Raw genomic sequence first — 24084 nt, forward strand, 5'->3', positions numbered from 1 at the left:
GTGGGCAGGGAAGGAGCACGGTTGCATCAGAACGAAGCGGTCACCGACGCGAAGTAGGCACGGCCCGGTTCGTTGTAGGTCACGGCACCGGCGCTGGAGGCGTTGCCTTCGCGGTAGATGCGCTTGTCGAAGAGGTTGTTGATACCCAGGCGCACGCTGTAGTTCTCGTTGAACTCGTAGCCGGCGCTGAGCCCCATCATGCCGTAGGGATCGACATCCTTCTGCGCATCTGCGTCATACGCCTGGTCGGTACGCGGGTTGTAGCTCGGCGCTTCCTGCTTACCGTAGTAGGTGCCATTGACCTGCAGAGAGAGCTGCTCGGTGACGTACCAGTCGAGGGTCGAGTTGAGGGTGTACTCGGGGATCACGCTGAGCGGCTCGCCGGTGTCCTTGTCCTCGGACTCGATCATGTAGGTGAGGTTGGTGTTCCACTCCAGGTTGCTGGCCAGGGCGATGAACAGGTTGCCCTCGACGCCTTCGACCACCGCCTTGTTGGCGTTGACCCACTGCTGCACGCGACGGCCGTTGCTCAGGGCGAAGGCGTAATCGTTGCTGCCGATGATCTTGTTCTTGTAGTCGTTGCGGAAGTAGGTGGCGCTGGTGTGCCAGGTGCCCTTGTCGAAGGACAGGCCGATTTCCTTGTTGATGCTGGTTTCCGGCTCCAGGTCCGGGTTACCGATCAGGTAGCAGCCACCGGCGTTGGCTTCGTTGGCGTTACAGCCGTTGCCCATGCTGTACAGCAGGTAGTTGGGGTTGGACTGGTACAGGTTCGGCGTCTTGTAGGCGCGGGCGATGCCGCCTTTGAGGGTCAGTTCGTCGGTCAGCTCATGGGAGGCGTTGAGGCTCGGGCTCCAGTTGCCGCCAAACTCCTCATGCTCGTCGTAGCGCAGGCCGGGGGTGACGATGGTGTTGGCACCCACTTCGATGTTGTCCTCGACGAACAGCGCGTAGCTGTCTGCCGTGGTCTTGGTCTGGCTGCGGTCGAAACCGGGGATCGCCGGGATCGCACCGACACCCGGGTCGAAGCTCTGCGCGCGCATCGAGCCTGGGTCGTTCATCGACTCGTAGAGATACTCGCCACCCAGCGTCAGCACCTGCTCGAAGCCAAGGCTCAGCGGCAGGTTGACCTCGGCGGCGGCGCGGGTGTTGCGCAGACGCGACATGAACACGCCGGCACCTTGGGCCGGGGCCCCTTCCGGGCCGCCCGCCAGGCCTTCGTTGAGGCGCTCGTTGCGGGTGTAGTCGTAGCTCAGCGAGGCCTTGCTGCTGCCCCAGTCGAAATCACCGTTGTGCGTCAGCGAGTAGCTGGTGCGCTGGATGACGTTGGTTTCCGTACCGGTCAGGCTGTTGATGAACGGCAGGTTGCCGCCACCGTTGCTGTTCATGGTATCGCCGGTGTAGATGTTGCCCTGGCGGCTGTAGCTGGCTTCCAGATCGAGGGTCTGCTCGGGGGTCAGCTGCCAGCTGAGCAGGCCATTGATGTCCTTGTTGCGCACGCCTTCACGGCCGGCGACCAGGCCGCCCGCATCCGCCTGGTGGCTGGCATTGATGTCGGAATCGTCGGCATCGGTCTTGTTCGCACCGCCGTACAGGCGGAACGCCAGGTTGTCGGTCAGCGGGCCGCTGAGGTTGAAGTTCGCACGCTTGCCGGCGCCTTCGGCGTCGTCTTCGGGAAGGATGGTGTACAGGGTCATCGAGCCACGCAGCTCTTTGGTCGGGCGCTTGGTGATGATGTTCACCACACCGCCCATAGCCCCGGAGCCATAACGCGCAGCAGCCGGGCCACGCAGGATCTCGATGCGCTCGACTTCTTCAGCCGGCACCCAGTTGGTTTCGCCACGGGTGTCGCGGTCACCGTTCCAGCCATAGCGCACGGCGTTGCGCGAGGTAGAAGGTTTGCCGTCGATGAGGATCAGGGTGTTTTCCGGGCCCATGCCGCGCAGGTCGATCTGGCGGTTGTTGCCACGCGAACCGCTGGGGCTGTTGCCGGTCAGGTTGACGCCGGGCTCGCGGCGAATGACATCGGACAGGTCGTTGGCCGGCGGGCGCTTCTTGATGTCGTCGGCGGTGATGATCGACACACCCGGCGCCTGCTTCAGCTCCTGCTCGGCGGTGCCCAGTACGCGGGTCTCCTGCAGCTGCAGCGCCTGGTCGGTGCCATCCACCGGCAGATCGGTGCTTTCCACCGGCACGTCGTCCAGGCCGATTTCCAGCGGCGCGGCCAGTAGCATGGAGGGGGCAGAGGCGGCGAGAAGGGCCAGGGACAGATGGCTGAGCTTGAATCGAGACTGCATGGACAACGCTCCTGTTGCAATGACAGAGGGCACAGGAGACGGGCAGAACGGCAAGTGGGCGGTGGCCAGGAAATAAGCGGCGGTCATCCAGAACTTTCCGATTCGCCCACGGTCTGTGCGCGGGGATCGGCGCGGATGATATGAATTCCTATTTGTGAGTAAAGATCATTTACAAACTATACATTTGGTAAAAACAGATTCAGGCGCAAACCCTGGGCGCCATTTTCCGCCCACAGCTGGCCGCCCTGCAGGCGCACCGTGCTGCGCGCGATGGCCAAACCCAGGCCGAAACCTTCGCCACCGGGCCGTGCCGCGCACAGGCGGGTAAACGGGCGGAAGATGGTTTCCAGCTCGTTATCGGCCACGCCCTTGCCTTCATCCTCCAGCCACAGGTGCCAGCGCCGCTCCAGGCGACGGCCGCCGAAGCGGATCACGCCACCGGCAGGCGAATGGCGGATGGCATTGCGCAGGATGTTTTCCAGCGCCTGGGCCAGGCCATTGAGGTGGCCATGCACGCGGCAGTCCGCCGGTAGCTCGCAGACCAGCTGCTGCGCCGGCCAGCCGCTCTCGAAGCAGGCGTTCTCGGCCAGCACGCCCCACAGCGCGCGGACATCGATGTCTTCCATGGGCAGCCGCGGCCGTTCGGTATCCAGCCAGACCAGTTCCAGGGTGTTGTCCACCAGTTGCTGCATGCCGTCGACCTCACGTTCCAGACGCTGGCGCAGCGTCTCGACATCGGTGGCGCACTCGCTGGCCACGCGCAACCGCGACAACGGCGTGCGCAGTTCGTGGGACAGGTCGCGCAGCAGCTGGCGCTGGTAGCCGACGGTGTGCTCCAGGCGCTCGGCCATGTGGTCGAAGGCTCGCCCCAGTTCACCCAGCTCGTCGCGCCGGCGGCTGACGTCCGTGCCCACGCGCGCACCGAGGTTGCCGGCACTGAGCGCCAGGGCCTGGCGATGCAGCGCGCCCAGCGGGGAAATCAGTGCACGGTAGAGCAACATCCCGAGCAGCACGGCGAGCACGCCCGGCAGCACCCGTTGCAGCAACAGTTCCCAGATTTGGCGGTGCTGACGCGGGCTCAGCTCCCGCGGCAACTCCATCACCAGGCGGTGCTGGCCATCGTTGAACGGGATATAGAACGTGGGCCAGCCGTTGGGATTGCCCAAGGCGCCTTCCAGCGAACGGATGAACAGCAGACGCTTGCTTTCCTCAGCGCTGAGCACCGGCGGCGACAACGCATCATTGTGGTCGCTGACCACCACGGCCCAGACGTGCTCGCGCTCGCGCAGCGCCTGCAGGTACGCATCAACACCCGCAACGCCGCGCTCGCGCCAGGCGTTCTCGGCTTCCTGCGCATAACCGCGCATGACCGCCTTGGATGAGTCGGACAGGCGTGACGTCGCTTCATGGACCAGCCGGCCCACGTCCAGGTTGAGGCTGACCAGCAGCAGGCAGAACAGCGCGAGGGCGCCGGTCAGCTTCCAGAACAGCGAATGACGGGTGAGCACGACCTCAACCCTCGTCGCACTGGAACAGGTAGCCCTTGCCCCAGGCGGTATCCAGGCGGCCGGCCTGGTAGCCGATGGCCTGCAGCTTGCGGCGGATATGGCTGACGTGCATGTCCAGGCTGCGATCATGCTGGGAGTACGGGCGGTGCAGCACCTGCTGATAGAGGAAGGCCTTGCTCAGCACCTCGCCGGTGTGGCGCACGAAGGTCTCCAGCAGGCGGAACTCGGTGACCGTCAGCTGTGCCCATTGCCCGGCATGGCGGACATCCAGGCGGGACTCGTCCAGGCGCAGCTGCGGCGCGCTCTCGACCTGCACCCGCTCGCTACGCTCGTAGGCCACGCGGCGCAGGATCGCCTCGATGCGCACGATCATCTCGCTCATGCTGAACGGCTTGGGCAGGTAATCGTCGGCACCCTGGCTGAAACCGGCGATGCGATCCTGCTCGCCGCCCAGGGCGGACATCAGGATCACCGGCACCCGGCGCTGGCGGCGCAGCTCGGCGAGCACCTCCAGGCCACTGCGGCTGGGCAGCATGATGTCCATCAGGATCAGGTCGAAGTCCTGCTCGCGGGCCAGGTTCAGGCCATCGTCGCCATCGTGGCGCAACGACACGTCGAAACCGCGACGCCCGAGGTGCTCACCCAGGTGGGCGGCCAGGATGGGGTCGTCCTCGATGGCCAGGATGCGGGCCGGAGGCGTGTTTTCAGGTTGCATGGGAATGGCCTGCAGATGCGAATATTTCTTTCTCCGCGCATTCTGGCAAATACGCCTACAGATTCCCACCCGACGAATCGCTAAACTGCCTGCAACCTTCCGCTGGAGAACGTCGTGTTCAAGGATCTCGGTATCAAGGGGCGCGTGCTGCTGCTCACCCTGTTGCCCACCAGCCTGCTGGCCCTGGTACTCGGCGGCTACTTCACCTGGATGCAACTGGCCGAACTGCGCGCGCAGCTGCAGCAGCGTGGCGAACTGGTGGTGCAGCAACTCGCGCCACTCGCCGCACCCGCCCTGGCCCGCAACGACGGTGTGCTGCTCGAGCGCCTGGCCAAGGAAACCCTCAACCAGCCGGATGTGCGCGCCGTCAGCTTCCTCTCCAGCGAACGCCAGCCACTGGCCCAGGCCGGGCCGAAGATGCTCAACGCCGCGCCGCCCAGCGACGGCAGCCCGATGATGCAGAACCGCAGCCAGGACGCCACGCGCTTCCTGCTGCCGGTCTACGGCCGCCACCACAGCCTCGCCGGCGCGCAGACCGACGAAGAAGCCAACCGCCTGATCGGCTGGGTCGAGCTGGAGCTTTCGCACCACCGCACCCTGCTGCAGGGCTACCGCAGCCTGCTCGCCAGCCTGCTGCTGATCATCACCGGGCTGACCATCACCGCCCTGCTCGCCCTGCGCATGAGCCGCACCATCAACGAACCGCTGCGGCGCATCGCCCACGGTGTCGGCCAGCTCAAGGAAGGCCACCTGCAAACCCGCCTGCCGACCTCCGGCAACCATGAGCTGGACGAGCTGGCCTCGGGCATCAACCGCATGGCCGAGTCGCTGCAGAACGCCCAGGAGGAGCTGCAGCACAGCATCGACCAGGCCACCGAGGACGTGCGGCAGAACCTGGAAACCATCGAGATCCAGAACATCGAGCTGGATTTCGCGCGCAAGGAAGCCTTGGAGGCCAGCCGGATCAAGTCCGAGTTCCTCGCCAACATGAGCCACGAGATCCGCACCCCGCTCAACGGCATCCTCGGTTTCACCAACCTGCTGCAGAAAAGCGACCTCAACCCACGCCAGCAGGACTACCTGGGCACCATCGAGAAATCCGCGGAAAGCCTGCTGGGGATCATCAACGAGATCCTCGACTTCTCCAAGATCGAGGCCGGCAAGCTGGTCCTCGAAAGCATCCCGTTCAACCTGCGCGACCTGCTGCAGGACACCCTGACCATCCTCGCCCCTGCCGCCCACCAGAAGCAGCTGGAGCTGGTCAGCCTGGTCTACCGCGACACGCCGCTGTCGCTGCAGGGCGACCCGCAGCGTCTCAAGCAGGTGCTGACCAACCTGGTGAGCAACGCCATCAAGTTCACCCGCGAAGGCACCATCGCCGTGCGCGCCATGGTCGAGGACGAAAGCGACGACCGCGCGCAGCTGCGCATCAGCGTGCAGGACACCGGCGTCGGTCTTTCCGACGAAGACCTGCGCGCGCTATTCCAGGCCTTCAGCCAGGCCGACAATTCGCTGAGCCGCCAGGCCGGCGGCACCGGCCTGGGTCTGGTGATTTCCAAACGCCTGGTCGAACAGATGGGCGGCGAGATCGGCGTCGAAAGCAACCCGGGCAGCGGCTCGGAATTCTGGATCAGCCTGAGCCTGCCCAAGGCCCGCGACGACAGCGACGACCTGCCCAGCGCACCGCTGCGCGGCCGCCGCGTGGCCATGCTGGAGAGTCACGAGCTGGTCAGCCAGGCGCTGCATCACCAGCTCGAAGACTGTGGCCTGCAGGTGCTGCCCTTCACCTCGCTCGACAGCCTGCTGGAGCGCGTCAGCCAGGGCCAGCAGAACGGCGAGCCGGTCGACCTCGCCGTGCTCGGCGTGCGTCTGCGCGAGCTGCCGCCCGAGCGCCTCGGCGAGCGCATCTGGGACCTTGACCAGCTCGGCTGCAAGACCCTGGTGCTGTGCCCGACCACCGAGCAGGCGCTGTACCACGAGGCGCTGCCGGATGCGCACAGCCAGCTGCACGCCAAGCCGGCCTGCACGCGCAAGCTGCTGCGCGCCCTGGGCGACCTGGTCAACCCGCGCCAGCACCGTTTCGACAACCGCGCCCCGTTGACCAGCCGCGCACCGCGCCTGCTCTGCGTCGACGACAACCCGGCCAACCTGCTGCTGGTACAGACCCTGCTCAGCGACATGGGTGCCGAGGTGACCGCCGTGGACAGTGGCTACGCCGCGGTCGACGCCGTCCAGCACACCAGCTTCGACCTGGTGTTCATGGACGTGCAGATGCCCGGCATGGACGGGCGCCAGGCCACCGAGGCGATCCGCCAGTGGGAACAGGAGCGCGAGCGCAGCCCGATGCCGATCGTCGCGCTCACCGCCCACGCCCTGGCCAACGAGAAGCGCGCCCTGCTGCAGAGCGGCATGGACGACTACCTGACCAAACCGATCAACGAGCGCCAGCTGGGCCAGGTGGTGCTCAAGTGGACCGGCCTGGCCCTGCGCAGCTACGCCGCGGCCAGCCCGCTCGACAGCGCGCCGGCGGCCAGCACCCTGCGCGTGCTCGACCCCGAGGAAGGCCTGCGCCTGGCCGCCGGCAAGGCGGACCTGGCCACGGATATGCTGAGCATGTTGCTGGCCTCGCTCGACGCCGACCGTCAGGCCATCCGCCAGGCACGCGAGAACAACGAGCGCAGCGCGCTGATCGAACGCGTGCACCGCCTGCACGGCGCCACTCGCTACTGCGGCGTGCCGCAGCTGCGGGCCGCCTGCCAGCGCAGCGAAACCTTGCTCAAGCAGGACGACCCGAATGCCCAGCACGCGCTGGACGAACTCGACGCCGCCATTGCCAAGCTGGCCCAGGAAGCCGTGATCGGCGCCTAGCGCAGGCATGGCGGAGCCAGGGTGCTGGCGACCAGCACCCGCGTGTTCCTCACCAGTGAACGTACCGAAAGCGGAGCCCAGATGCGCATCATCCTGTTCAGCAGCAAGGCCTATGACCGCGACAGCTTTCTTGCCGCCGCAGAAGGCGCCGACTGGCAACCGGAATTCCAGGAAGCCCGCCTGAACCTGCAGACCGCGGCGCTGGCCGACGGCTGCGTGGCGGTCTGCGCCTTCATCAACGACGACCTCTGCGCGGCTGTACTGGAGCGTCTGGCCGCCGGCGGCACGCGACTGATCGCCCTGCGCTCGGCCGGCTACAACCATGTCGACCTCAAGGCCGCGCAGCGCCTGGGCCTGGCCGTGGTGCGCGTGCCCGCCTACTCGCCGCACGCGGTGGCCGAGCACGCTGCGGCGCTGGTGCTGGCCCTGAACCGCTGCCTGCCACGCGCCTTCAACCGCACCCGCGAAGGCGATTTCTCCCTGCGCGGGCTGACCGGCTTCGACCTGCATGGCAAGACCGTCGGCGTGATCGGCGCAGGCAAGATCGGCCTGTGCTTCGCCCGCATCATGGCCGGCTTCGGCTGCCAGGTGCTGCTGCAGGACCCGTACCCGGTGGCCGGCCTCGCCGAACTGGGCGCACGCCAGGTGACGCTCGACGAGCTGATCGCCAGCAGCGACATCATCAGCCTGCACTGCCCGCTGAGCGAAGACAGCTACCACCTGATCGACACCTCACGCTTGGCGCGGATGAAGCGCGGCGCCATGTTGATCAACACCGGGCGCGGCGCCCTGGTCGACACGCCGGCGCTGGTCGAGGCACTGAAGAGCGGCCAGCTCGGCTACCTGGGCCTGGATGTCTATGAAGAGGAAGCCGAGCTGTTCTTCGAGGACCGCTCCGACCTGCCCCTGCAGGACGACGTGCTGGCGCGCCTGCTGAGCTTTCCCAATGTGATCGTCACCGCCCACCAGGCCTTCCTTACCCGCGAGGCGCTGGCCGCAATTGCCCAGACCACCCTGGACAACATCGCCGCCTGGGTTGCCGGCGAACCGGTGAATCAGGTGACACAGAGCGCGTGATAGCATGCGCAGCGATTTTGGAGGACCCATGGCCGAACACGATTTCCGATACTCCCTGCTCACCCCCGCCCACACCCTCACCGAATGCCGCGCCCTGGCGCCCGGCCGCTACCAGGTGATCGGCAACGGCGGCGCGATCCAGAGCGGCGACACCCTGCTGGTGACCATGAAAGGCAGCCGCGAGCTGACCTTGCGCCTGGTCGTGGAGAAGGTCCGCCACCTGATCAACCCGCCCGGCCAGTGGCAGGCGGTCGCCAGCGGGCCGGCGTTCCGCGAACTGGCTATCCTCAACTGGCAGGTCAACTGCGACGGCTGCGGCACCCAGCTCGATTTCGAGTTCGCCGTGGACGCCGCCCTTGGCGAAAAAGCGCGCCCGGCCGCCGCCAGTGCGCGCATTCAGGAACTTGGCTGGCAGAGCCGCAACGGTCAGCACTTCTGCCCGCGCTGCGTGGAGAAAGCCGCATGAAATCAGCCCTCGCCCTCGGCCTGGTCACCGCGACCCTCATGGGTTGCGCCGCAGAACCCCTGCAGCTGCAGCACGAGAAGACCTACCAAGTCGAGTGGATCGGCGAGCGCCCGCTGATCGACCGCAGCCACCTGACCATCACCCTCGGCGAGGACGGTCGCGCCTACGGCAACGCCGGCTGCAACCACTGGTTCGCCAGTTACACGCTGGAAGGCGACAACCTGACCTTCGAGCGCCCCGGCAGCACACGCAAGCTCTGCGCACCGGCGCTGATGGAACAGGAACAGCGCTTCCTCGAGGCCCTGACCGAGGTGCAGCGCTGGGATGTCTCGAGCATCGAGCAACTGCGCCTGTGGCCCGCCAGCGGCAAGCCCATTCGCCTGTGGCCGGAAGAAGGCTGAGAGCCACGCCACGGATAGGCGGCGCGCCTGATCGTTCCCACGCTCCGCGTGGGAATACCGCCTTCGACGCTCCGGCGTCCATTCGCGAGCCGGTGAAGCGCCTTGCGACGCAACCTAAGGCCCGAACAGCTCCAACTGCTCGAGCCTGCCGCGCAGATCCTGCAAGCGCACCCCGACCCCGAGTAGCCGCACCGGCTTGTTGCCGCGGGCATAGGCCGCGCTGAGCAACAGCTGGTAGCTGTCCAGATCGCGCCGTGCACCGGCCTGCTCCAGGGTGGTCTGAGTGAAGTCATGGAACTTGATCTTCACGAACGGTTTGTCCGCCTTGTAGCTGGCATCCAGGCGCGCCATCCGCGTATTCAACTGCTCGATCAGCTCGGGCAAACGCGCCAGGCAGGCCGCGAGATCGGGCAGGTCCTGATCAAAGGTGTTTTCCACGCTCACCGACTGGCGGCGGCTGTCCACCTGCAGCGCACGCTCGTCGATGCCCCGCGACAGGTTCCACAGGCGCTCGCCGAAACTGCCGAACTCGCGCAGCAGCGAACGCCGCTCCCATTCGCGCAGATCGGCGCAGGTGCGCACGCCCAACCGTCCGAGCTTGTCGGCGGTGACCTTGCCCACGCCGTGTAGTTTGCTCACCGGCAGCGCGGCGACGAACGCATCGACCTGATCCGGGGTGATCACGAACAGCCCGTCGGGCTTGCGCCAGTCACTGGCGATCTTGGCCAGAAACTTGTTCGGCGCCACCCCGGCGGACACGGTGATGTGCAGGTCCTGCCAGACGCGGCGGCGGATTTCCTGGGCGATGCGCGTGCCGCTGCCGGAAAAGTGCGGGCTGTCGGTGACGTCCAGATAGGCTTCGTCCAGCGACAACGGCTCGATGACCTCGGTGAAGTCGCGGAAAATCCCGTGGATCTCCCGCGAAACCGCCTTGTACACGTCCATGCGCGGCCGCACGATCTTCAGATCCGGGCACAACTTCACCGCCTGCCCCATGGGCATCGCCGAACGGATGCCCCAGGCCCGCGCCTCATAATTGCAGGTCGCGACCACGCCACGCCGGTCCGCCGCGCCGCCCACCGCCAGCGGTTTGCCCGCCAGGCTGGGGTCGTCGCGCATCTCGATGGCGGCGTAGAAGCAGTCGCAGTCGACGTGAATGATCTTGCGCACGAAAGTCCGGAAAGCCCCACCGGGCATGCTCTGAAGGCTCGGATTCTACACCCGTACGTCGCTAAGCACCTGAGCGAACAACAGTTTTTCGCGGTTAGAGGTTGACACCCGAGCTTTCGCCAGTAGAATGGCCGCCGCGGGATGGAGCAGTCTGGTAGCTCGTCGGGCTCATAACCCGAAGGTCGTAGGTTCAAATCCTGCTCCCGCAACCAGTTTCGATGAAAGGCCACTCAAACGAGTGGCCTTTTTCGTTTCCGGCTTTTTATTTAAGTAATTGATTAAAAAGCATAAATCGATTGACAGAAGCTTCTCCCGCTGTAGAATTGCCGGCGCGGGATGGAGCAGTCTGGTAGCTCGTCGGGCTCATAACCCGAAGGTCGTAGGTTCAAATCCTGCTCCCGCAACCAGTTTCGATGAAAGGCCACTCAAACGAGTGGCCTTTTTCGTTTCTGCCTGCCGAAGATTTATCGGCCAGGCTGGAACTTGCCCCCTGCGCCATACTCTGAGCCGCACTGCCCCATGAGGTGATCAATGCGCGCCAGCCCCGATCAACCGCACAACCCGCCCGCCTCCGCCCTCAACCCCAGACTCCTGCTCTGGCGCCAACGCATCAGCCAGTACCGCCAACCGCTCGGCCTGCTGCTGGCCCTGCTGCTGTTCGGCATCGCCCTGATCGCCTGCCACCACCTGCTCGATGAACTCGACCCCGCTGCCCTGCGTCAGTCGCTGCTGGCCGTGCCGAGCGTCGATCTGTTCGGCGCACTGGCGCTGACGGCGCTCGGCTTCGTCGCCCTGCTCGGCTACGAATGGTCGGCCAGCCGCTATGCCGACGTGCAACTGCCCGGTCGCATCCTCGCCCTCGGCGGTTTCTGCGCCTTCGCCATCGGCAATGCGGTGGGGCTGTCGATGCTCTCCGGCGGCTCGGTGCGCTACCGCCTCTACGCCCGTCACGGCAGCGGCTACGCCGAAGTCGCACGGATGACCCTGTTCGCCAGCCTGTCGCTGGGCTGCACGCTGCCGATCCTCGCCGCGCTCGCCAGCCTCAGCGACCTGCCGGGCGCCGCCACAGCGCTGGGGCTCTCCGAAACCGTGCTGGCCACGCTGTCGGGCCTGGTTCTGCTGGGCGCCGCCGCCCTGGCATTCACCCTGCAGCGCGCCCGACTGGCCGAGCAGCCCTACCGGGACAGCCTGCTGGTCAGCGTGCACAAACGCATCCTGCGCCTGCCCGGCGCGCGGCTCTCCCTGCTGCAGCTGTTCATCACCGCCCTGGATGTCAGCGCCGCAGCCGGCGTGCTCTACCTGCTGCTGCCCGAAGCGCCGCCGTTCGGCATCTTCCTGCTGGTGTACCTGCTGGCCCTCGCCGCGGGTGTGCTCAGCCATGTGCCTGGCGGGGTCGGCGTGTTCGAAGCGGTGCTGCTCGCCGCCTTTGCCGACACGCTCGGCGCCGCGCCCCTGGCCGCCGCACTGCTGCTCTATCGCCTCATCTATATCGTCCTGCCGTTACTGCTGGCATGCGTGCTGCTGTTGCTGATCGAGGCCCGGCGCCTGCTGCCGAGTAGCCAGGCCTTGCGCACGGCGTCGGGCATGGCCGCGCCAGTGCTGGCCCTGCTGGTGTTTTTCTCTGGCGTGGTGCTGCTGTTCTCCGGGGTGACGCCGGTGATCGACCAGCGCCTGGCGCACCTCGGCTTTCTGATCCCGCACCGCCTGATCGACGCCTCGCACTTCGGCGCCAGCCTGATTGGCATGCTCTGCCTGTTGCTGGCCCAGGGCCTGCGTCGGCGCCTGTCCGCCGCCTGGGTGCTGACCCTGACCCTGCTGCTGGCCGGCGTGGTGCTGTCGCTGCTCAAGGGCTTCGACTGGGAACAGGCCATCCTGCTGAGCCTGGTCGCCGGGCTGCTGGCGTTGTTCCGGCCGTCGTTCTACCGCCGCAGCCGCCTGCTCGACCTGCCTGTTTCGCCGCTGTACATGGTCGCCAGCCTCTGCGTGCTGGCCGCTTCGGTCTGGCTGCTGCTGTTCGCCTATCAGGATGTGCCCTACGAGCATGAGCTCTGGTGGCAGTTCGCCCTGGATGGCAACGCCCCGCGCGGCCTGCGTGCCGCACTCGGCAGCGCCGCGCTGCTGGCCGGTACGGTACTGGCCTGGCTGCTGCGCGCCACGCCACCGGCGATCCACCTGCCCACCGAGCAGGAGCTGAACCAGGCGGCGCAGATCATCCAGCGCTCCGACCAGGCCGATGGCGGCCTCGCCCTGACCGGCGACAAGGCCCTGCTGTTCCACGCCGACGGCAGCGCCTTCCTCATGTACGCACGCCGCTCGCGCAGCATGATCGCCCTGTTCGACCCCATCGGCCCGGCGCAGCAGCGCGCCGAGCTGATCTGGCAGTTCCGTGACCTCTGCGACCTGCACCATGCGCGCCCGGTGTTCTATCAAGTGCGCGCGGAGAACCTGCCCTTCTACATGGACATCGGCCTGAGCGCGGTGAAACTCGGTGAAGAAGCCCGCGTCGACCTGCAACGTTTCGATCTCGATAGCACCGGCAAGGCCATGAAGGACCTGCGCTACACCTGGAACCGCGGCCAGCGCGACGGCCTCAGCCTGGAGTTCCATGCCCCCGGCGAAGCGCCGCTGACAGAGCTGCAGGAAATTTCCGATAGCTGGCTGAGCGGCAAGAACGTGCGCGAGAAAGGCTTCTCCCTCGGCCGTTTCGACCCAGCCTACCTGCGCCATTTCCGTATCGTGGTGGTGCGTGTCGAAGGCCGCGCCGTGGCCTTCGCCAACCTGCTGGAAACCGACAGCGCTGAACTGGCCAGCCTTGACCTGATGCGCATGCGCCCCGACGCGCCGAAGCTGACCATGGAATTCCTCATGCTCGGCCTGCTGCTGCACTTCAAGGAGCGCGGCTTCAATCACTTCAGCCTGGGCATGGTGCCGTTGTCCGGCCTGCAGCCACGCCGTGGCGCGCCGCTGACCCAGCGCCTCGGTGCCCTGGTGTTCCAGCGCGGCGAGGCGCTGTACAACTTCCAGGGCCTGCGCCGCTTCAAGGACAAGTTCCAGCCTCACTGGGAGCCGCGTTACATGGCGGTGCCCGCCGGGCTGGACCCGCTGGTGGCGCTGGCCGATACCGCCACCCTGATTGCCGGCGGGCTGACCGGCCTGGTCAAACGCTGAGGTCGACATGCGCACACATCCCTGGCGGCATCTGCTCCTGCTCATTGTCCTGGCTGCGGTCGGCATCGGCCTGCTGCTGTGGAGCCGCTCCTCGGCGCAACCGCGCCTGGAGCAGGCCGCGCTGGCCGACGGCAGTCCGGTGATCCTGGCCATTCCAGCAGCCAAGGCAACAACGCGGGTGGCACTGCTGGTGCCGGCAGATCAAGCCCTGAGCGGCACCGAGCTGCTCGGGCTGGCCGAACACGGTGACGCGCGCATCCTGCAGATCGTGATCAGCGCAACCGATTGCGCGACGCAGCAACAACGCCTGCAGGCCGCCAGCCGCTACCTCGACGGCGAGCCCGGCGTAGTTGCGGGCATCGGTCCCGGCGCAGCACTGGCCTGGCGCTGGCTGGCCACGCAGGGGAATGACCAAGCCAGAGCCCTGTCGATCGGCTTCAACCTGAACCAGCTCGACTGCCCCGACGCACTGCCGGCGCAGGCCCCGCACGGTCACTGGACCGCTGCCTGGAACAACAACCCGGACGACGCCAGCGCGCGCTTCGCCCGCAGCCAGGCCAATGCCGAAACCCGTATCGGCGATTACGACCTGAGCCTCAAGCAGCTATTGAGCGAGCAGCTGCAACGGCTGCTACAGGGCGAGCACGACGCCATGCCGCTGATCGAAGTACCGGCCGCGCAGCCAGCCGACACCGTCACCCTGTTCTATTCCGGCGACGGTGGCTGGCGCGATCTCGACCGCGACGTAGCGGCGCAGTTGGCCCAGCGCGGCCTGCCAGTGGTGGGCATCGATGCGCTGCGCTACTTCTGGCAGCACAAGAGCCCGGAGCAAGGCGCCGCCGACCTCAGCCGCCTGATGCAGAGCTATCGGCAGAAATGGGGCGCCAAGCGTTTCGTGCTGATCGGCTTCTCGTTCGGCGCCGATACCCTGCCGGCCTTCTACAACCGCTTGCAGGCCTCCGACCAGCAACAGGTCGACAGCATCATCCTGCTGGCCCTGGCGCGCAGCGGCAGTTTCGAGATCGAGGTGCAAGGCTGGCTCGGCAAGGCGGGAGCGGAAGCGCCCATCGGCCCCGAACTGCTCAAGCTGCCAGCAGCCAAGGTGCTGTGCATCTATGGCGAGGAAGAAGGCCCGGAAAGCGGCTGCACCCTTCCCGGCGCGCCTGGTGAAATCGTCCGCCTGCCCGGCGGGCACCATTACGACGGCGACTACCCGGCCCTGGCCGAACGCCTCAAGGCAGGAATACTCAAGCGCCAGGCACAGTGACGCGCTGCGCCGGCTTTCCGTAGGGTGCGCCGTGCGCACCGGCAGCCCGTCGATGACCGCTGGTGCGCACGGCGCACCCTACGAAAAAGCCCGCCGACCTGCCCCCACTACGATCGTAAAGTTGCTCGGCGAGCCCCTAGATTTCCACCTGGGTACCCAGCTCGATCACCCGGTTCAGCGGCAGCTTGAAGAAACGCAGGTTGCCGTTGGCGTTGCGCAGCATCAGGGCGAACAGCAACTCGCGCCAGCGCGCCATGCCAAAGCGCCGGGTGCTGATCACCGTTTCCCGGCTGAGGAACCAGGTGGTGCGCATCGGGCTGAAATCCAGGTCGTTGAGGTGGCACAGGCGCAGCGCCGCCGGCACGTCCGGCTCGTCGATGAAGCCGAAATGCAGGACCACGCGGAAGAAACCGTCGCCATAGGACTCGACCTCGAAACGCCGCTCGGGGTCGACGCGCGGCTCGTCCTCGCTGACCACCGTGAGCAGCACCACCTGCTCGTGCAGCACCTGATTGTGCAGCAGGTTGTGCAGCAGCGCATGCGGCACCGCATCCGAGCGCGCGGTGAGGAAGATCGCCGTGCCCTGCACCCGATGCGGCGGCTGGCTGCGGATGCTGGCGATGAACAGTGGCAACGGCAGCGCCTGCTCGTCGAGGTGGTCGACCAACAGCTGGCGACCGCGCTTCCAGGTGGTCATGAGGATGAATAACGCGATCCCGGCGATCACCGGAAAGGCGCCGCCCTGGAAGATCTTCGGCACGTTGGCGGCGAAGAACAGGCTGTCCACCAGAAGGAAGCCAAGCAGCACCGGAATGGCCAGCCAGCGCGGGGTTTTCCACAGCAGCAGCATCACCGCCGAGACCAGGATGGTGGTGATCAGCATGGTTCCGGTAACCGCCACGCCGTAGGCCGAGGCCAGCGCCCCGGACGACTCGAAGCCGAGCACCAGCAGCACCACGGCGATCATCAGTGCCCAGTTCACCGCGCCGATGTAGATCTGCCCCTGCTCCTCGCTGGAGGTGTGCTGAATGTGCATGCGCGGGATGTAGCCGAGCTGGATGGCCTGACGCGTCAGCGAGAAGGCGCCGGAAATCACCGCCTGCGAGGCGATGATGGTCGCCAGTGCTGCCAGCCCGACCAGCGGCAGCAGCGCCCAGGACGGCGCCAATAGATAGAAGGGGTTGCGCGCCGCGTCGGGGTTTTCCAGCAGCAGCGCGCCCTGGCCGAAGTAGTTGAGCACCAGCCCCGGCAGCACTAGGAAGAACCAGGCGCGGGCAATCGGCTTGCGGCCGAAGTGGCCCATGTCCGCGTACAACGCCTCGGCACCGGTCAGCGCCAGCACCACCGCACCGAGAATCGCCACGCCAATGCCCGGATGGGCGATGAAGAAATGTACGCACCAGTACGGATTGAGCGCCTGCAACACCTCCGGCCGCTGCACGATGCCATGCACGCCCAGCGCACCGAGCACCACGAACCACAGCACCATCACCGGGCCGAACAGCGTGCCGATGCGCGCCGTGCCGTGCTTCTGGATCAGGAACAGGCCGATCAGCAGGATCAGCGACAGCGGCACCACCCAGTGATCGACGCCGTCGAACGCCACCTGCAGCCCCTCGACCGCCGAGAGCACCGAGATCGCCGGGGTGATCATGCTGTCTCCGTAGAACAGCGCCGCGCCGAACAACCCGCAGAACACCAGCGCCTTGCTCAGCCGCGGGTAGGCCGTCGTGGCCCGCCGCGCCAACGCCAGCACCGCCATCGCCCCGCCCTCGCCCTGGTTGTCGGCGCGCAGGATGAACGACACGTACTTGATCGACACCACCCAGATCAGCGACCAGAAGATCAACGACAACACGCCGAGCACGCCCTCGGGGTTGGTCTGCACACCGTAGCGCCCGGAGAACACCTCCTTGAGCGTGTACAACGGGCTGGTACCGATATCGCCGTAGACCACCCCGGCAGCCGCCACCAGCAGGCCCACCGAAGCCGAAAGCCCCTGGGCTGGCGCGTGCCGGTCTACGCTGACTTCACTCATACCTGACTCCGAACGGAAAGTGGCGCAGATGCTGCGCCGGAAGTGGCATCGAAACAAGCGTAGAAGAGCGCCTGAAGAACCTCTGCAAAAGCTGGCGAGGGAGCGAAATCCGCCGGAAACGCGTCATGCACGGGGTGTGCGTAAACATGTGGCATAACCGAGCGCAGCCGTTTTCCAGGGCTTGCCTGGCGGTCATCGTTCCGGGCTGGTAAAGCCCGTGACCTGCCGCTAGAATTGCGCACTTTTTGATCAGAGGCGCCCCTTGAGCGCCCGTTCCGAGGTTAGCCCCCATGTCCACCGCCGCCCCCAAAGTCGGTTTCGTCAGTCTTGGTTGCCCGAAAGCGACTGTCGACTCCGAGCGCATCCTCACCCAGCTGCGCATGGAGGGGTACCAGATCGTGCCCACCTACGAGGATGCCGACGTCGTGGTGGTCAACACCTGTGGCTTCATCGACAGCGCCAAGGCCGAATCGTTGGACGTGATCGGTGAAGCCATCGCCGAGAACGGCAAGGTCATCGTCACCGGCTGCATGGGCGTGGCCGAGAACAGCATTCGCGACGTGCACCCGAGCGTGCTCGCCGTCACCGGCCCGCAGCAGTACGAGCAGGTGGTCAATGCCGTGCACGAAGTCGTGCCGCCGAAGAAAGAGCACAACCCGCTGATCGACCTGGTGCCGCCGCAGGGCATCAAGCTCACCCCGCGCCACTACGCCTACCTGAAGATTTCCGAAGGCTGCAACCACACCTGCAGCTTCTGCATCATCCCCTCGATGCGCGGCAAGCTGGTCAGCCGCCCGGTGGGCGACGTGCTCAGCGAGGCCGAGCGCCTGGTCAAGGCCGGGGTCAAGGAACTGCTGGTGATCAGCCAGGACACCAGCGCCTACGGCGTCGACCTCAAGTACAAGCTCGACTTCTGGAACGGCCAGCCGGTGAAGACGCGCATGCTCGAGCTGTGCGAAGCGCTGTCGGCGATGGGCGTGTGGGTGCGCCTGCACTACGTCTACCCCTACCCCAACGTCGACCACGTCATCCCGCTGATGGCCCAGGGCAAACTGCTGCCGTACCTCGACATCCCCTTCCAGCACGCCAGCCCCAACGTGCTCAAGGCGATGAAACGCCCGGCCTTCGAAGACAAGACCCTGGCGCGCATCAAGCAGTGGCGCGAGATCTGCCCGGAGCTGACCATCCGCTCCACCTTCATCGTCGGCTTCCCCGGCGAAACCGAGGAAGACTTCCAGTACCTGCTTAACTGGCTGACCGAAGCCCAACTCGACCGCGTGGGCTGCTTCCAGTACTCCCCGGTAGACGGCGCACCGGCCAATGACCTGAACCTGGACATCGTCCCCGACGACGTCAAACAAGACCGTTGGGACCGCTTCATGGCCCACCAGCAGGCGATCAGTGCCGCGCGCCTGCAACTGAAGATCGGCCAGGAAATCGAGGTGCTGATCGACGAAGTCGACGACCAGGGCGCGGTCGGCCGCTCCTACGCCGACGCCCCGGAAATCGACGGCAGCGTGTTCATCGACAGCACCGCCGTAAAACCGGGCGACAAGGTCCGCGTGCGCGTGGTAGATGCCGACGAATACGACCTCTGGGCCGAAGTGGTCTGATCCCCGCAATTAAAAGCCCCGCCAATGCGGGGCTTTTTATTGCCATCGGGAATATGCACTCAGCCTAGGGCGCGCCCTGCGCCCCGCTTCACCGTTGGCAAATTGCACTCGAGCGCAGACCGGATACTCACAGCCGGTCCAACGGACTAAGCACCACAAGGCCGCCTCGATTGAGCACATGCGTATAGATCTGTGTGGTCTTTACATCCGCATGCCCGAGCAGCTCCTGCACCGTGCGAATGTCCTGACCACCCTCCAATAGGTGCGTGGCAAAGGAATGGCGCAACGTGTGCGGCGTTGCCAGCTTCACGATGCCTGCGCTGCGCACCGCCACCTTGAACGCACGCTGCAAGCGCTTCTCGTCGACGTGATGACGCCGACGCTTGCCACTGCGTGGATCGGTCGACAACGACTGCGCCGGAAACACGTACTGCCACGCCCATTCCCATGGCGCCCGCGGATACTTGCGCGCCAGCGCGTCCGGCAGATACACATCACCACGCTCGGCCAGCAGTTCGGCGTTATGCGCAGCCTTAACCGCCTGCATGTGTTTACGCAGAGGCTCACGCAACCGCTGCGGCAACACCGTGACGCGGTCCTTCATGCCCTTACCATCACGCACCACTATCTGCTGCGCCGTGAAATCCACATCCTTTACCCGTAAGCGCATCACCTCCATCAAGCGCATACCCGAGCCGTACAGCAGACTGGCAATCAGCCATAACTCACCTTCCAGCTTCGCCAGTACGGCCTGCACTTCTTCCACACTTAGTACCACCGGCAAACGCACCGGCTTCTTCGCGCGCACCACCTCACCCAACCAGGGCAAGTCCAACTTCAGTACCTGCTTATAAAGAAACAGCAATGCGGCCAGCGCCTGATTCTGCGTGGATGCCGATACATCCCGTCGTACTGCAAGATCAGATAAAAACGCCTCTACCTCGGCCGCCCCCATTTCTGCGGGGTGACGATAGGCATGGAAACGAATAAACCGACGAACCCATTCGCAATAGACGCGTTCAGTGCGAATCGAGTAGTGTTTCAAACGAATCTGCTCGCGAACTTGATCGAGCAACCGGGGCTTTCCGTCCATGGTGCATAACTCCCTTATGCGGTCATCCTAACCGCTACCCGCTCCAGCCTAGACAGGGACAGCAAAGAGGACAAGGAATGTTATCCACCACGGCTGAAAAAGCATTACGACACCACTTGGTGTCTATTTATAGTTAGGCGGTATTAATTTTTGGACTCGGTGCAAAATATGGAAGTTGGGTTAGTCACCACACTCTCAGTATCTATTCCGCCACCACTTCGCAGCCTGCAAACTCGCCGTGGTGTCCGTGCTGGCTATCGCCCCATCGCCGCCCTGGCTGGCGCACACACGCCGTGCACAGGCGTTTTCCTGCTGCGCAGTACGGGCTTGAATGTTCGCGCTGGCTCAGCCATCGTGCCGCAACACACATCAGCGTTTGGCTTGGCCTCTCTGCCTAACAACAAGTTCAAGTCACTCGCTTCGCTCGTTGGGACTGCGTTCCGCAGCCCCTTAACTTGAACGTTAGGCGCAAAGGCATTATTGGTTTTCAACACCGAGCCAGGAAACACAATCACCGCATCTGCGCGGTGTTCCTGAATCGAATGGGCGCCTGGTAGTAGAGGCCGTTATTTGTGGCCAGCAAAGGAGTTGCTTTCAAAGAATGTGCACAGCACAAATAACCTTCCGGGCCAAAACCGACACGCCGTGCGCACCGCCGGTTAAGCTCGGTGCTGGCACCATTTCCGGCGTTCGTCGGGGCAATCTAACAATTGGCTCAAGTCGTTCGCTTCGCTCACTCGGGACCGGCATAGCCGGCCCCTTAGCCAAACGTTAGGGGCTCAAATAAACGCCGTGATAGCCCCTATATCAATACCTAATCACGGCACTGCAAAAACAAGGAGATAGTTATGGCAAAAGGTAGCAGTGGTAGCTCCGGTGGCGGCAAAGGTAATAGCTCCGGTGGCAAAAGCAGTAGTAACTCAAGCGGTCGCGGGCCGTCCAGCCACCCAGGCCCAGGCGGTAACTGGCCAAGCACAACAGGCAATCAGTCGGGCGTCGGCCGAGGCAATGCCCCCTCTAAAGGGTAAGAAAATAAAGTTGAGCGTGTTGTGCCCCTAACAACACGCTCAACTTCGCTCACTTCGTTCGCTGGACATCCAAAAGCTACGCTTTTGTCCGCCCGTTAGCTTAATCGTTAGCAGTTAAAGGAGTTCTGTCGTGTCATGGAAGATTGCTTTATATGGCGCTGAAGAAGCACCAAAGATTAAAATAATTGTAATTAACGCTATCTTCGTGACTATGCTCCTCGGAGGCTACGGCTGGTGGGCTGACTTCGTTCCATCGTCAGAGTGGTCCGAAATCGGCTTTAACCTGGCACTCGCAGCAACCGCAATACTCACGCCCATATACTACCTGGCACTTTTAACCGGCCGCACAAAATTCCAACCAAAAACATCAACACCAGTAAAGATCTTGGCAGTCTTCTTACTACCTGCCTTAATTTTTATATTTCCCTTACTTGCCATAACCCACGGCCTTGGCGACATTGCAACGCAAATATTTGGTCACGAAGCAGAGCTAACGGTTGAGCTTTCTAAAGAACAGCGTCAAAGCAGAAAAAGCTGTAATTACCGTCTTGAAGGCTATGCCATCGAAAAGGCGCAACCGGACCACATATGCATATCTGAAAAAGAGTTCAACACCCTCCCACGAACTGGCGAGTACATACTGCATACCAAACAAACGCAGCTAGGGGTTCACATTAAAAGCTTTTCCCCTGCAATTAACCGCTAACAATGCGCTCAACTGCCGCTCACTTCGTTCGCTGGACAGTCAAAAGCTACGCTTTTGTCTGCCCGTTAGCTTAATCGTTATGTATCACAAGGAAAGTGTGCCAATGCCCCAGCATTCCGGCGGGCCATATCGCTTTAGAACCTGGCTCAGAGGCCATCTGCCCTGGCTCCTTATTGATATGGGCATTGCTACCAAAGGGCTCGACTGCGAGCAGGCAGGAGGTAGCCATGAGTGGTACAACATCAACGGCAAAGAGAGTGGTTGCTACCACTGCAAGGTCGTGCGCGAAGGCCAGCTTTGGAAACGAGGCAGTGAAACATAACATCTGGTTCAAGTCGTTCGCTTCGCTCACTGCGGGACCGGCTAAAGCCGGCCCCTTAACCAAACGTTAGGTAATTATGTCGAAGTCAGCGCTGCTCATTATTCTTGCCATGATCGGGACTGCAAATGCAGACAGTACATGCCCTGAAACTGAGCCCCATCAAACAATGCTTGTAACATCAGCCTCTCAAGCTATTAAAATTGCCAAGATATCAATGCTTGAAATAAGCCAAGCCGACTACTTGGCGGGCTTTGAGCCATTTATGGCAGAACAATCTAATAATATTTGGCATGTTTATGGCAGCCTCCCGCCAGATACGCTCGGAGGAACGCCAGAAAGCAAAGTATGTGCTACAACTGGTGAGGTTTTGGATACTTATCACTCGCAATAATCACCTAACTAGTGGTTCAAGTCGTTCGCTTCGCTCACTCGGGACCGGCTAAAGCCGGCCCCTTAACCAAACGTTAGAGGTTTCCATGAGCTGCGCCGGGCATAGCCACCTAACAAAAACAGAGGATACCAAATGAAACATACTTTAATTTTTCTTGCAGTTTTCCTTCCTCTGTTTGCAATAGTCACACAAGGCGGAATGCACAATTACGGGACATTCGCCTTCATCGCAATGCTAACCGTGTCGTACTTCATTTCAAAATACATACTAAATTTATTGCCAAAAATCAAAACAAACAATAATGAAACCCTTGCCAGCAATTCATTAATCCCAGCGCAAAGCAAAACGGATGAGGTTAAAAAATGCTGCCACTGCGCGGAAACGATTAAATCTGAAGCCGAGGTCTGCCGATATTGCGGGTTAGATCCGGATCAAGAAATAATGAAAATTAATGGAATTACCTTTGATGGTGAGAAATATATTTTTCTTGAACATCAATTTTCCAAGCGTAGCGACGCCCTAAAATATGCAAAACTAAAAGCAAATAAAAGCCAGTAAAACGTCCGCACAAGAAACCTCTAACTACTGGTTCAAGCCGTTCGCTCTGCTCACTCGGGACCGGCTAAAGCCGGCCCCTTAACCAAACGTTAGCGCAATGGAGGCTTTATGAGTGAAGTCCTATCAGCAATTCAAAGCGCAATAGAAATCGCCACCAAGCTCCGCAATCTGTCAAAGAAAATCGAAGATGCAGAAATAAAAATGCTTCTTGCGGATCTTTCAAATGAGCTAGCCGACGCCAAGCTTGAAATGGCAAATCTCAAAATCGCACTAGCGCAGGAAACAGAAAAATCCACGAGGCTTTCCTCTCAGCTTTCCACTAAAAGCGAGTCAAAGCCGAAGGTTAAAGAGGGTGCTTACGAGTTTGAGCATGAAGAGGGTTTATTCTGCACAGCTTGCTTCGACTCAAAAGACAAGAAAATTCGCCTTAAAGACATGCCAAGAGATTTTCTGTTTGCAGGAAAGTGGGAGTGCCCAGTGTGTAATGCAAGCTATGGTGTAGGGCGCTAACAATGCGCTCAACTATCGCTCACTTCGTTCGCTGGACGTCCAAAAGCTGCGCTTTTGGCCGCCCGTTAGCTTAATCGTTAGCCTCCAGAGGAAGAACATGCTCGACAATATTAACGAAGCAAACAAAGCAGAGTTCCTCAAAGAACTAATAGATAATTATGTTGGCCAGCAAGGTCTGGGGGCTATGCCTAAGTCAGACCTTGATGCGCTAATCATACATCTATACTTAAAATACTCTGGCTCACAAAAAGTTGATGTATTCTCGCTTTCTGAAAAATTCAAAATAAAAGAGAGCCGTGTAAAGTCTCTTGTTGAAACCGGCTGGCTAAAATTCTCCGGCAAAGATGAACCTGAGGTTTGGCTAGAAATAATAAATTCTCTATCCCGAGTCTCTGTCGAGCTTGAGAGTTTGGAAAAAGGTCAAATCCGGTTCAAGCTAGAGAACCCCGCACACTTCAGATACCTTCAAAAGCAAGTTCGCTTACTTGAAAGCACAGCAACTTACTCTCCTTCATCAGAACAAGTTGTTATGCAGTTTGATACATTCAATAAAATGCTTAACCGCACATACGAGAGCATTCTCCAAGATAAGCAGGCAGAGGCAAATGCCCCGATCAAAGCCATATACCGCAGAATAAGAAATGAAATCATCGGCCCCGAGCGGTTTGAGGCATATCGGGCTGGAGACAAACAGGAATCGACTCTGGGTAAATCACTAACAAGAGCTTCCGAACTTTCTGGAATTGCAGCTCTGGTAATTGATGGTTTTGGTGGCGGCGGTGTTGCAACTGCGACGGTTGCTGCGGTACGTGCAACTGGCGGCTAACTATGCGCTCAAATCGCTCACTTCGTTCGCTGGGACGGGCTAAAGCCCGCCCCTTAGCTTAATCG

General features: G+C 62.6%; 19 protein-coding genes and 2 tRNA genes. 15 read left to right on the forward strand and 6 right to left on the reverse strand.

Annotated features, from left to right (window positions below; all coding sequences use genetic code 11):
• Positions 1-26 precede the first annotated feature (26 nt).
• The 3 genes from IB229_RS04025 to IB229_RS04035 form a co-directional block, all read right to left on the reverse strand.
• The gene (locus IB229_RS04025; RefSeq protein ID WP_192325194.1) at positions 27-2294 is read right to left on the reverse strand and encodes a FepA family TonB-dependent siderophore receptor; all 2268 of its coding nucleotides are present in this window, start codon (positions 2292-2294) and stop codon (positions 27-29) included.
• Between the two features lie 176 nt (positions 2295-2470).
• Entirely contained in the window at positions 2471-3802 is a 1332-nt protein-coding gene (locus tag IB229_RS04030; RefSeq protein ID WP_192325196.1) for a histidine kinase sensor domain-containing protein, read from the reverse strand.
• Positions 3803-3806: 4 nt separating this feature from the next.
• On the reverse strand, positions 3807-4517 hold the full coding sequence (locus IB229_RS04035; RefSeq protein ID WP_192325198.1) for a response regulator transcription factor: 711 nt from the start codon (positions 4515-4517) through the stop codon (positions 3807-3809).
• A 114-nt stretch (positions 4518-4631) separates the two neighbouring features.
• On the opposite strand from IB229_RS04035, the gene IB229_RS04040 reads away from it, so the two are divergent.
• The 4 genes from IB229_RS04040 (at position 4632) to IB229_RS04055 (ending at position 9329) form a co-directional block, all read left to right on the forward strand.
• Entirely contained in the window at positions 4632-7385 is a 2754-nt protein-coding gene (locus IB229_RS04040; protein ID WP_192325200.1) for a response regulator, read from the forward strand.
• Between the two features lie 81 nt (positions 7386-7466).
• Positions 7467-8462: a 2-hydroxyacid dehydrogenase gene (locus IB229_RS04045; protein ID WP_192325202.1), complete on the forward strand. Its 996-nt coding sequence runs from the start codon at positions 7467-7469 to the stop codon at positions 8460-8462.
• A gap of 28 nt (positions 8463-8490) precedes the next feature.
• Positions 8491-8928 (forward strand): hypothetical protein, encoded by a 438-nt coding sequence (locus IB229_RS04050; protein WP_192325204.1) that lies wholly within the window; start codon positions 8491-8493, stop codon positions 8926-8928.
• Positions 8925-9329, forward strand: a complete 405-nt coding sequence (locus IB229_RS04055; protein WP_192325206.1) for an META domain-containing protein — start codon at positions 8925-8927, stop codon at positions 9327-9329. Before IB229_RS04050 ends, IB229_RS04055 begins: the two co-directional genes overlap by 4 nt.
• 114 nt (positions 9330-9443) lie before the next feature.
• Here IB229_RS04055 and dinB read toward each other — a convergent pair whose 3' ends face one another.
• Positions 9444-10499, reverse strand: a complete 1056-nt coding sequence (dinB, locus tag IB229_RS04060) for a DNA polymerase IV (RefSeq protein WP_192325208.1) — start codon at positions 10497-10499, stop codon at positions 9444-9446.
• A 135-nt stretch (positions 10500-10634) separates the two neighbouring features.
• Between dinB and IB229_RS04065 the strand changes: the two genes are divergently transcribed.
• The 4 genes from IB229_RS04065 to IB229_RS04080 all read left to right on the forward strand — a co-directional run bounded on the left by IB229_RS04065 (position 10635) and on the right by IB229_RS04080 (position 14934).
• Positions 10635-10711: transfer RNA gene (locus IB229_RS04065), tRNA-Met, on the forward strand.
• A gap of 118 nt (positions 10712-10829) precedes the next feature.
• Positions 10830-10906: transfer RNA gene (locus IB229_RS04070), tRNA-Met, on the forward strand.
• Between the two features lie 124 nt (positions 10907-11030).
• Positions 11031-13667, forward strand: coding sequence for a bifunctional lysylphosphatidylglycerol flippase/synthetase MprF (gene mprF, locus IB229_RS04075; RefSeq protein ID WP_192325210.1), 2637 nt, complete (start codon positions 11031-11033; stop codon positions 13665-13667).
• Positions 13668-13674: 7 nt separating this feature from the next.
• Positions 13675-14934 carry a virulence factor family protein gene (locus IB229_RS04080; protein ID WP_192325212.1) on the forward strand — a complete coding sequence of 420 codons (1260 nt, stop codon included), beginning with the start codon at positions 13675-13677 and terminating at the stop codon, positions 14932-14934.
• A gap of 136 nt (positions 14935-15070) precedes the next feature.
• Here IB229_RS04080 and IB229_RS04085 read toward each other — a convergent pair whose 3' ends face one another.
• Positions 15071-16972 carry a potassium transporter Kup gene (locus IB229_RS04085; protein ID WP_192325214.1) on the reverse strand — a complete coding sequence of 634 codons (1902 nt, stop codon included), beginning with the start codon at positions 16970-16972 and terminating at the stop codon, positions 15071-15073.
• Positions 16973-17262: 290 nt separating this feature from the next.
• Between IB229_RS04085 and rimO the strand changes: the two genes are divergently transcribed.
• On the forward strand, positions 17263-18585 hold the full coding sequence (gene rimO / locus IB229_RS04090; RefSeq protein ID WP_192325216.1) for a 30S ribosomal protein S12 methylthiotransferase RimO: 1323 nt from the start codon (positions 17263-17265) through the stop codon (positions 18583-18585).
• 127 nt (positions 18586-18712) lie between these two features.
• Here the strand turns inward: rimO and IB229_RS04095 are convergent, their stop codons facing one another.
• Positions 18713-19678, reverse strand: a complete 966-nt coding sequence (locus IB229_RS04095) for an integron integrase (protein WP_192325218.1) — start codon at positions 19676-19678, stop codon at positions 18713-18715.
• 1158 nt (positions 19679-20836) lie between these two features.
• Here IB229_RS04095 and IB229_RS04100 point away from each other — a divergent pair.
• The 6 genes from IB229_RS04100 to IB229_RS04125 all read left to right on the forward strand — a co-directional run bounded on the left by IB229_RS04100 (position 20837) and on the right by IB229_RS04125 (position 24019).
• Complete coding sequence (locus IB229_RS04100) at positions 20837-21412, forward strand: hypothetical protein (protein WP_192325220.1); 576 nt, start codon at positions 20837-20839, stop codon at positions 21410-21412.
• 103 nt (positions 21413-21515) lie between these two features.
• The gene (locus tag IB229_RS04105; RefSeq protein WP_192325222.1) at positions 21516-21734 is read left to right on the forward strand and encodes a hypothetical protein; all 219 of its coding nucleotides are present in this window, start codon (positions 21516-21518) and stop codon (positions 21732-21734) included.
• Positions 21735-21810: 76 nt separating this feature from the next.
• Positions 21811-22125, forward strand: coding sequence for an NTF2 fold immunity protein (locus tag IB229_RS04110; protein ID WP_192325224.1), 315 nt, complete (start codon positions 21811-21813; stop codon positions 22123-22125).
• Positions 22126-22257: 132 nt separating this feature from the next.
• On the forward strand, positions 22258-22683 hold the full coding sequence (locus IB229_RS04115) for a hypothetical protein (protein ID WP_192325226.1): 426 nt from the start codon (positions 22258-22260) through the stop codon (positions 22681-22683).
• A gap of 108 nt (positions 22684-22791) precedes the next feature.
• Complete coding sequence (locus IB229_RS04120) at positions 22792-23193, forward strand: hypothetical protein (RefSeq protein ID WP_192325228.1); 402 nt, start codon at positions 22792-22794, stop codon at positions 23191-23193.
• A gap of 97 nt (positions 23194-23290) precedes the next feature.
• A complete protein-coding gene (locus IB229_RS04125) occupies positions 23291-24019 on the forward strand; it encodes a hypothetical protein (RefSeq protein ID WP_192325230.1) in 729 nt (242 codons plus the stop codon).
• Positions 24020-24084 lie beyond the last annotated feature (65 nt).

The sequence above is a fragment of the Pseudomonas sp. PDM14 genome, from assembly GCF_014851905.1.
In the GTDB taxonomy this organism is placed as follows: Bacteria; Pseudomonadota; Gammaproteobacteria; order Pseudomonadales; family Pseudomonadaceae; genus Aquipseudomonas.

What these genes read in the sequence shown, in the direction of transcription:
- IB229_RS04110 (WP_192325224.1), top strand. Translation starts at nt 21,811, where the DNA reads ATGTCGAAGTCAGCGCTGCTCATTATTCTTGCCATGATCGGGACTGCA.
- IB229_RS04120 (WP_192325228.1), top strand. Translation starts at nt 22,792, where the DNA reads ATGAGTGAAGTCCTATCAGCAATTCAAAGCGCAATAGAAATCGCCACC.
- IB229_RS04045 (WP_192325202.1), top strand. Translation starts at nt 7,467, where the DNA reads ATGCGCATCATCCTGTTCAGCAGCAAGGCCTATGACCGCGACAGCTTT.
- mprF (WP_192325210.1), top strand. Translation starts at nt 11,031, where the DNA reads ATGCGCGCCAGCCCCGATCAACCGCACAACCCGCCCGCCTCCGCCCTC.
- IB229_RS04125 (WP_192325230.1), top strand. Translation starts at nt 23,291, where the DNA reads ATGCTCGACAATATTAACGAAGCAAACAAAGCAGAGTTCCTCAAAGAA.
- rimO (WP_192325216.1), top strand. Translation starts at nt 17,263, where the DNA reads ATGTCCACCGCCGCCCCCAAAGTCGGTTTCGTCAGTCTTGGTTGCCCG.
- IB229_RS04095 (WP_192325218.1), bottom strand. Translation starts at nt 19,678, where the DNA reads ATGGACGGAAAGCCCCGGTTGCTCGATCAAGTTCGCGAGCAGATTCGT.
- IB229_RS04055 (WP_192325206.1), top strand. Translation starts at nt 8,925, where the DNA reads ATGAAATCAGCCCTCGCCCTCGGCCTGGTCACCGCGACCCTCATGGGT.
- IB229_RS04105 (WP_192325222.1), top strand. Translation starts at nt 21,516, where the DNA reads ATGCCCCAGCATTCCGGCGGGCCATATCGCTTTAGAACCTGGCTCAGA.
- IB229_RS04080 (WP_192325212.1), top strand. Translation starts at nt 13,675, where the DNA reads ATGCGCACACATCCCTGGCGGCATCTGCTCCTGCTCATTGTCCTGGCT.
- IB229_RS04050 (WP_192325204.1), top strand. Translation starts at nt 8,491, where the DNA reads ATGGCCGAACACGATTTCCGATACTCCCTGCTCACCCCCGCCCACACC.
- IB229_RS04025 (WP_192325194.1), bottom strand. Translation starts at nt 2,294, where the DNA reads ATGCAGTCTCGATTCAAGCTCAGCCATCTGTCCCTGGCCCTTCTCGCC.
- IB229_RS04115 (WP_192325226.1), top strand. Translation starts at nt 22,258, where the DNA reads ATGAAACATACTTTAATTTTTCTTGCAGTTTTCCTTCCTCTGTTTGCA.
- IB229_RS04035 (WP_192325198.1), bottom strand. Translation starts at nt 4,517, where the DNA reads ATGCAACCTGAAAACACGCCTCCGGCCCGCATCCTGGCCATCGAGGAC.
- IB229_RS04085 (WP_192325214.1), bottom strand. Translation starts at nt 16,972, where the DNA reads ATGAGTGAAGTCAGCGTAGACCGGCACGCGCCAGCCCAGGGGCTTTCG.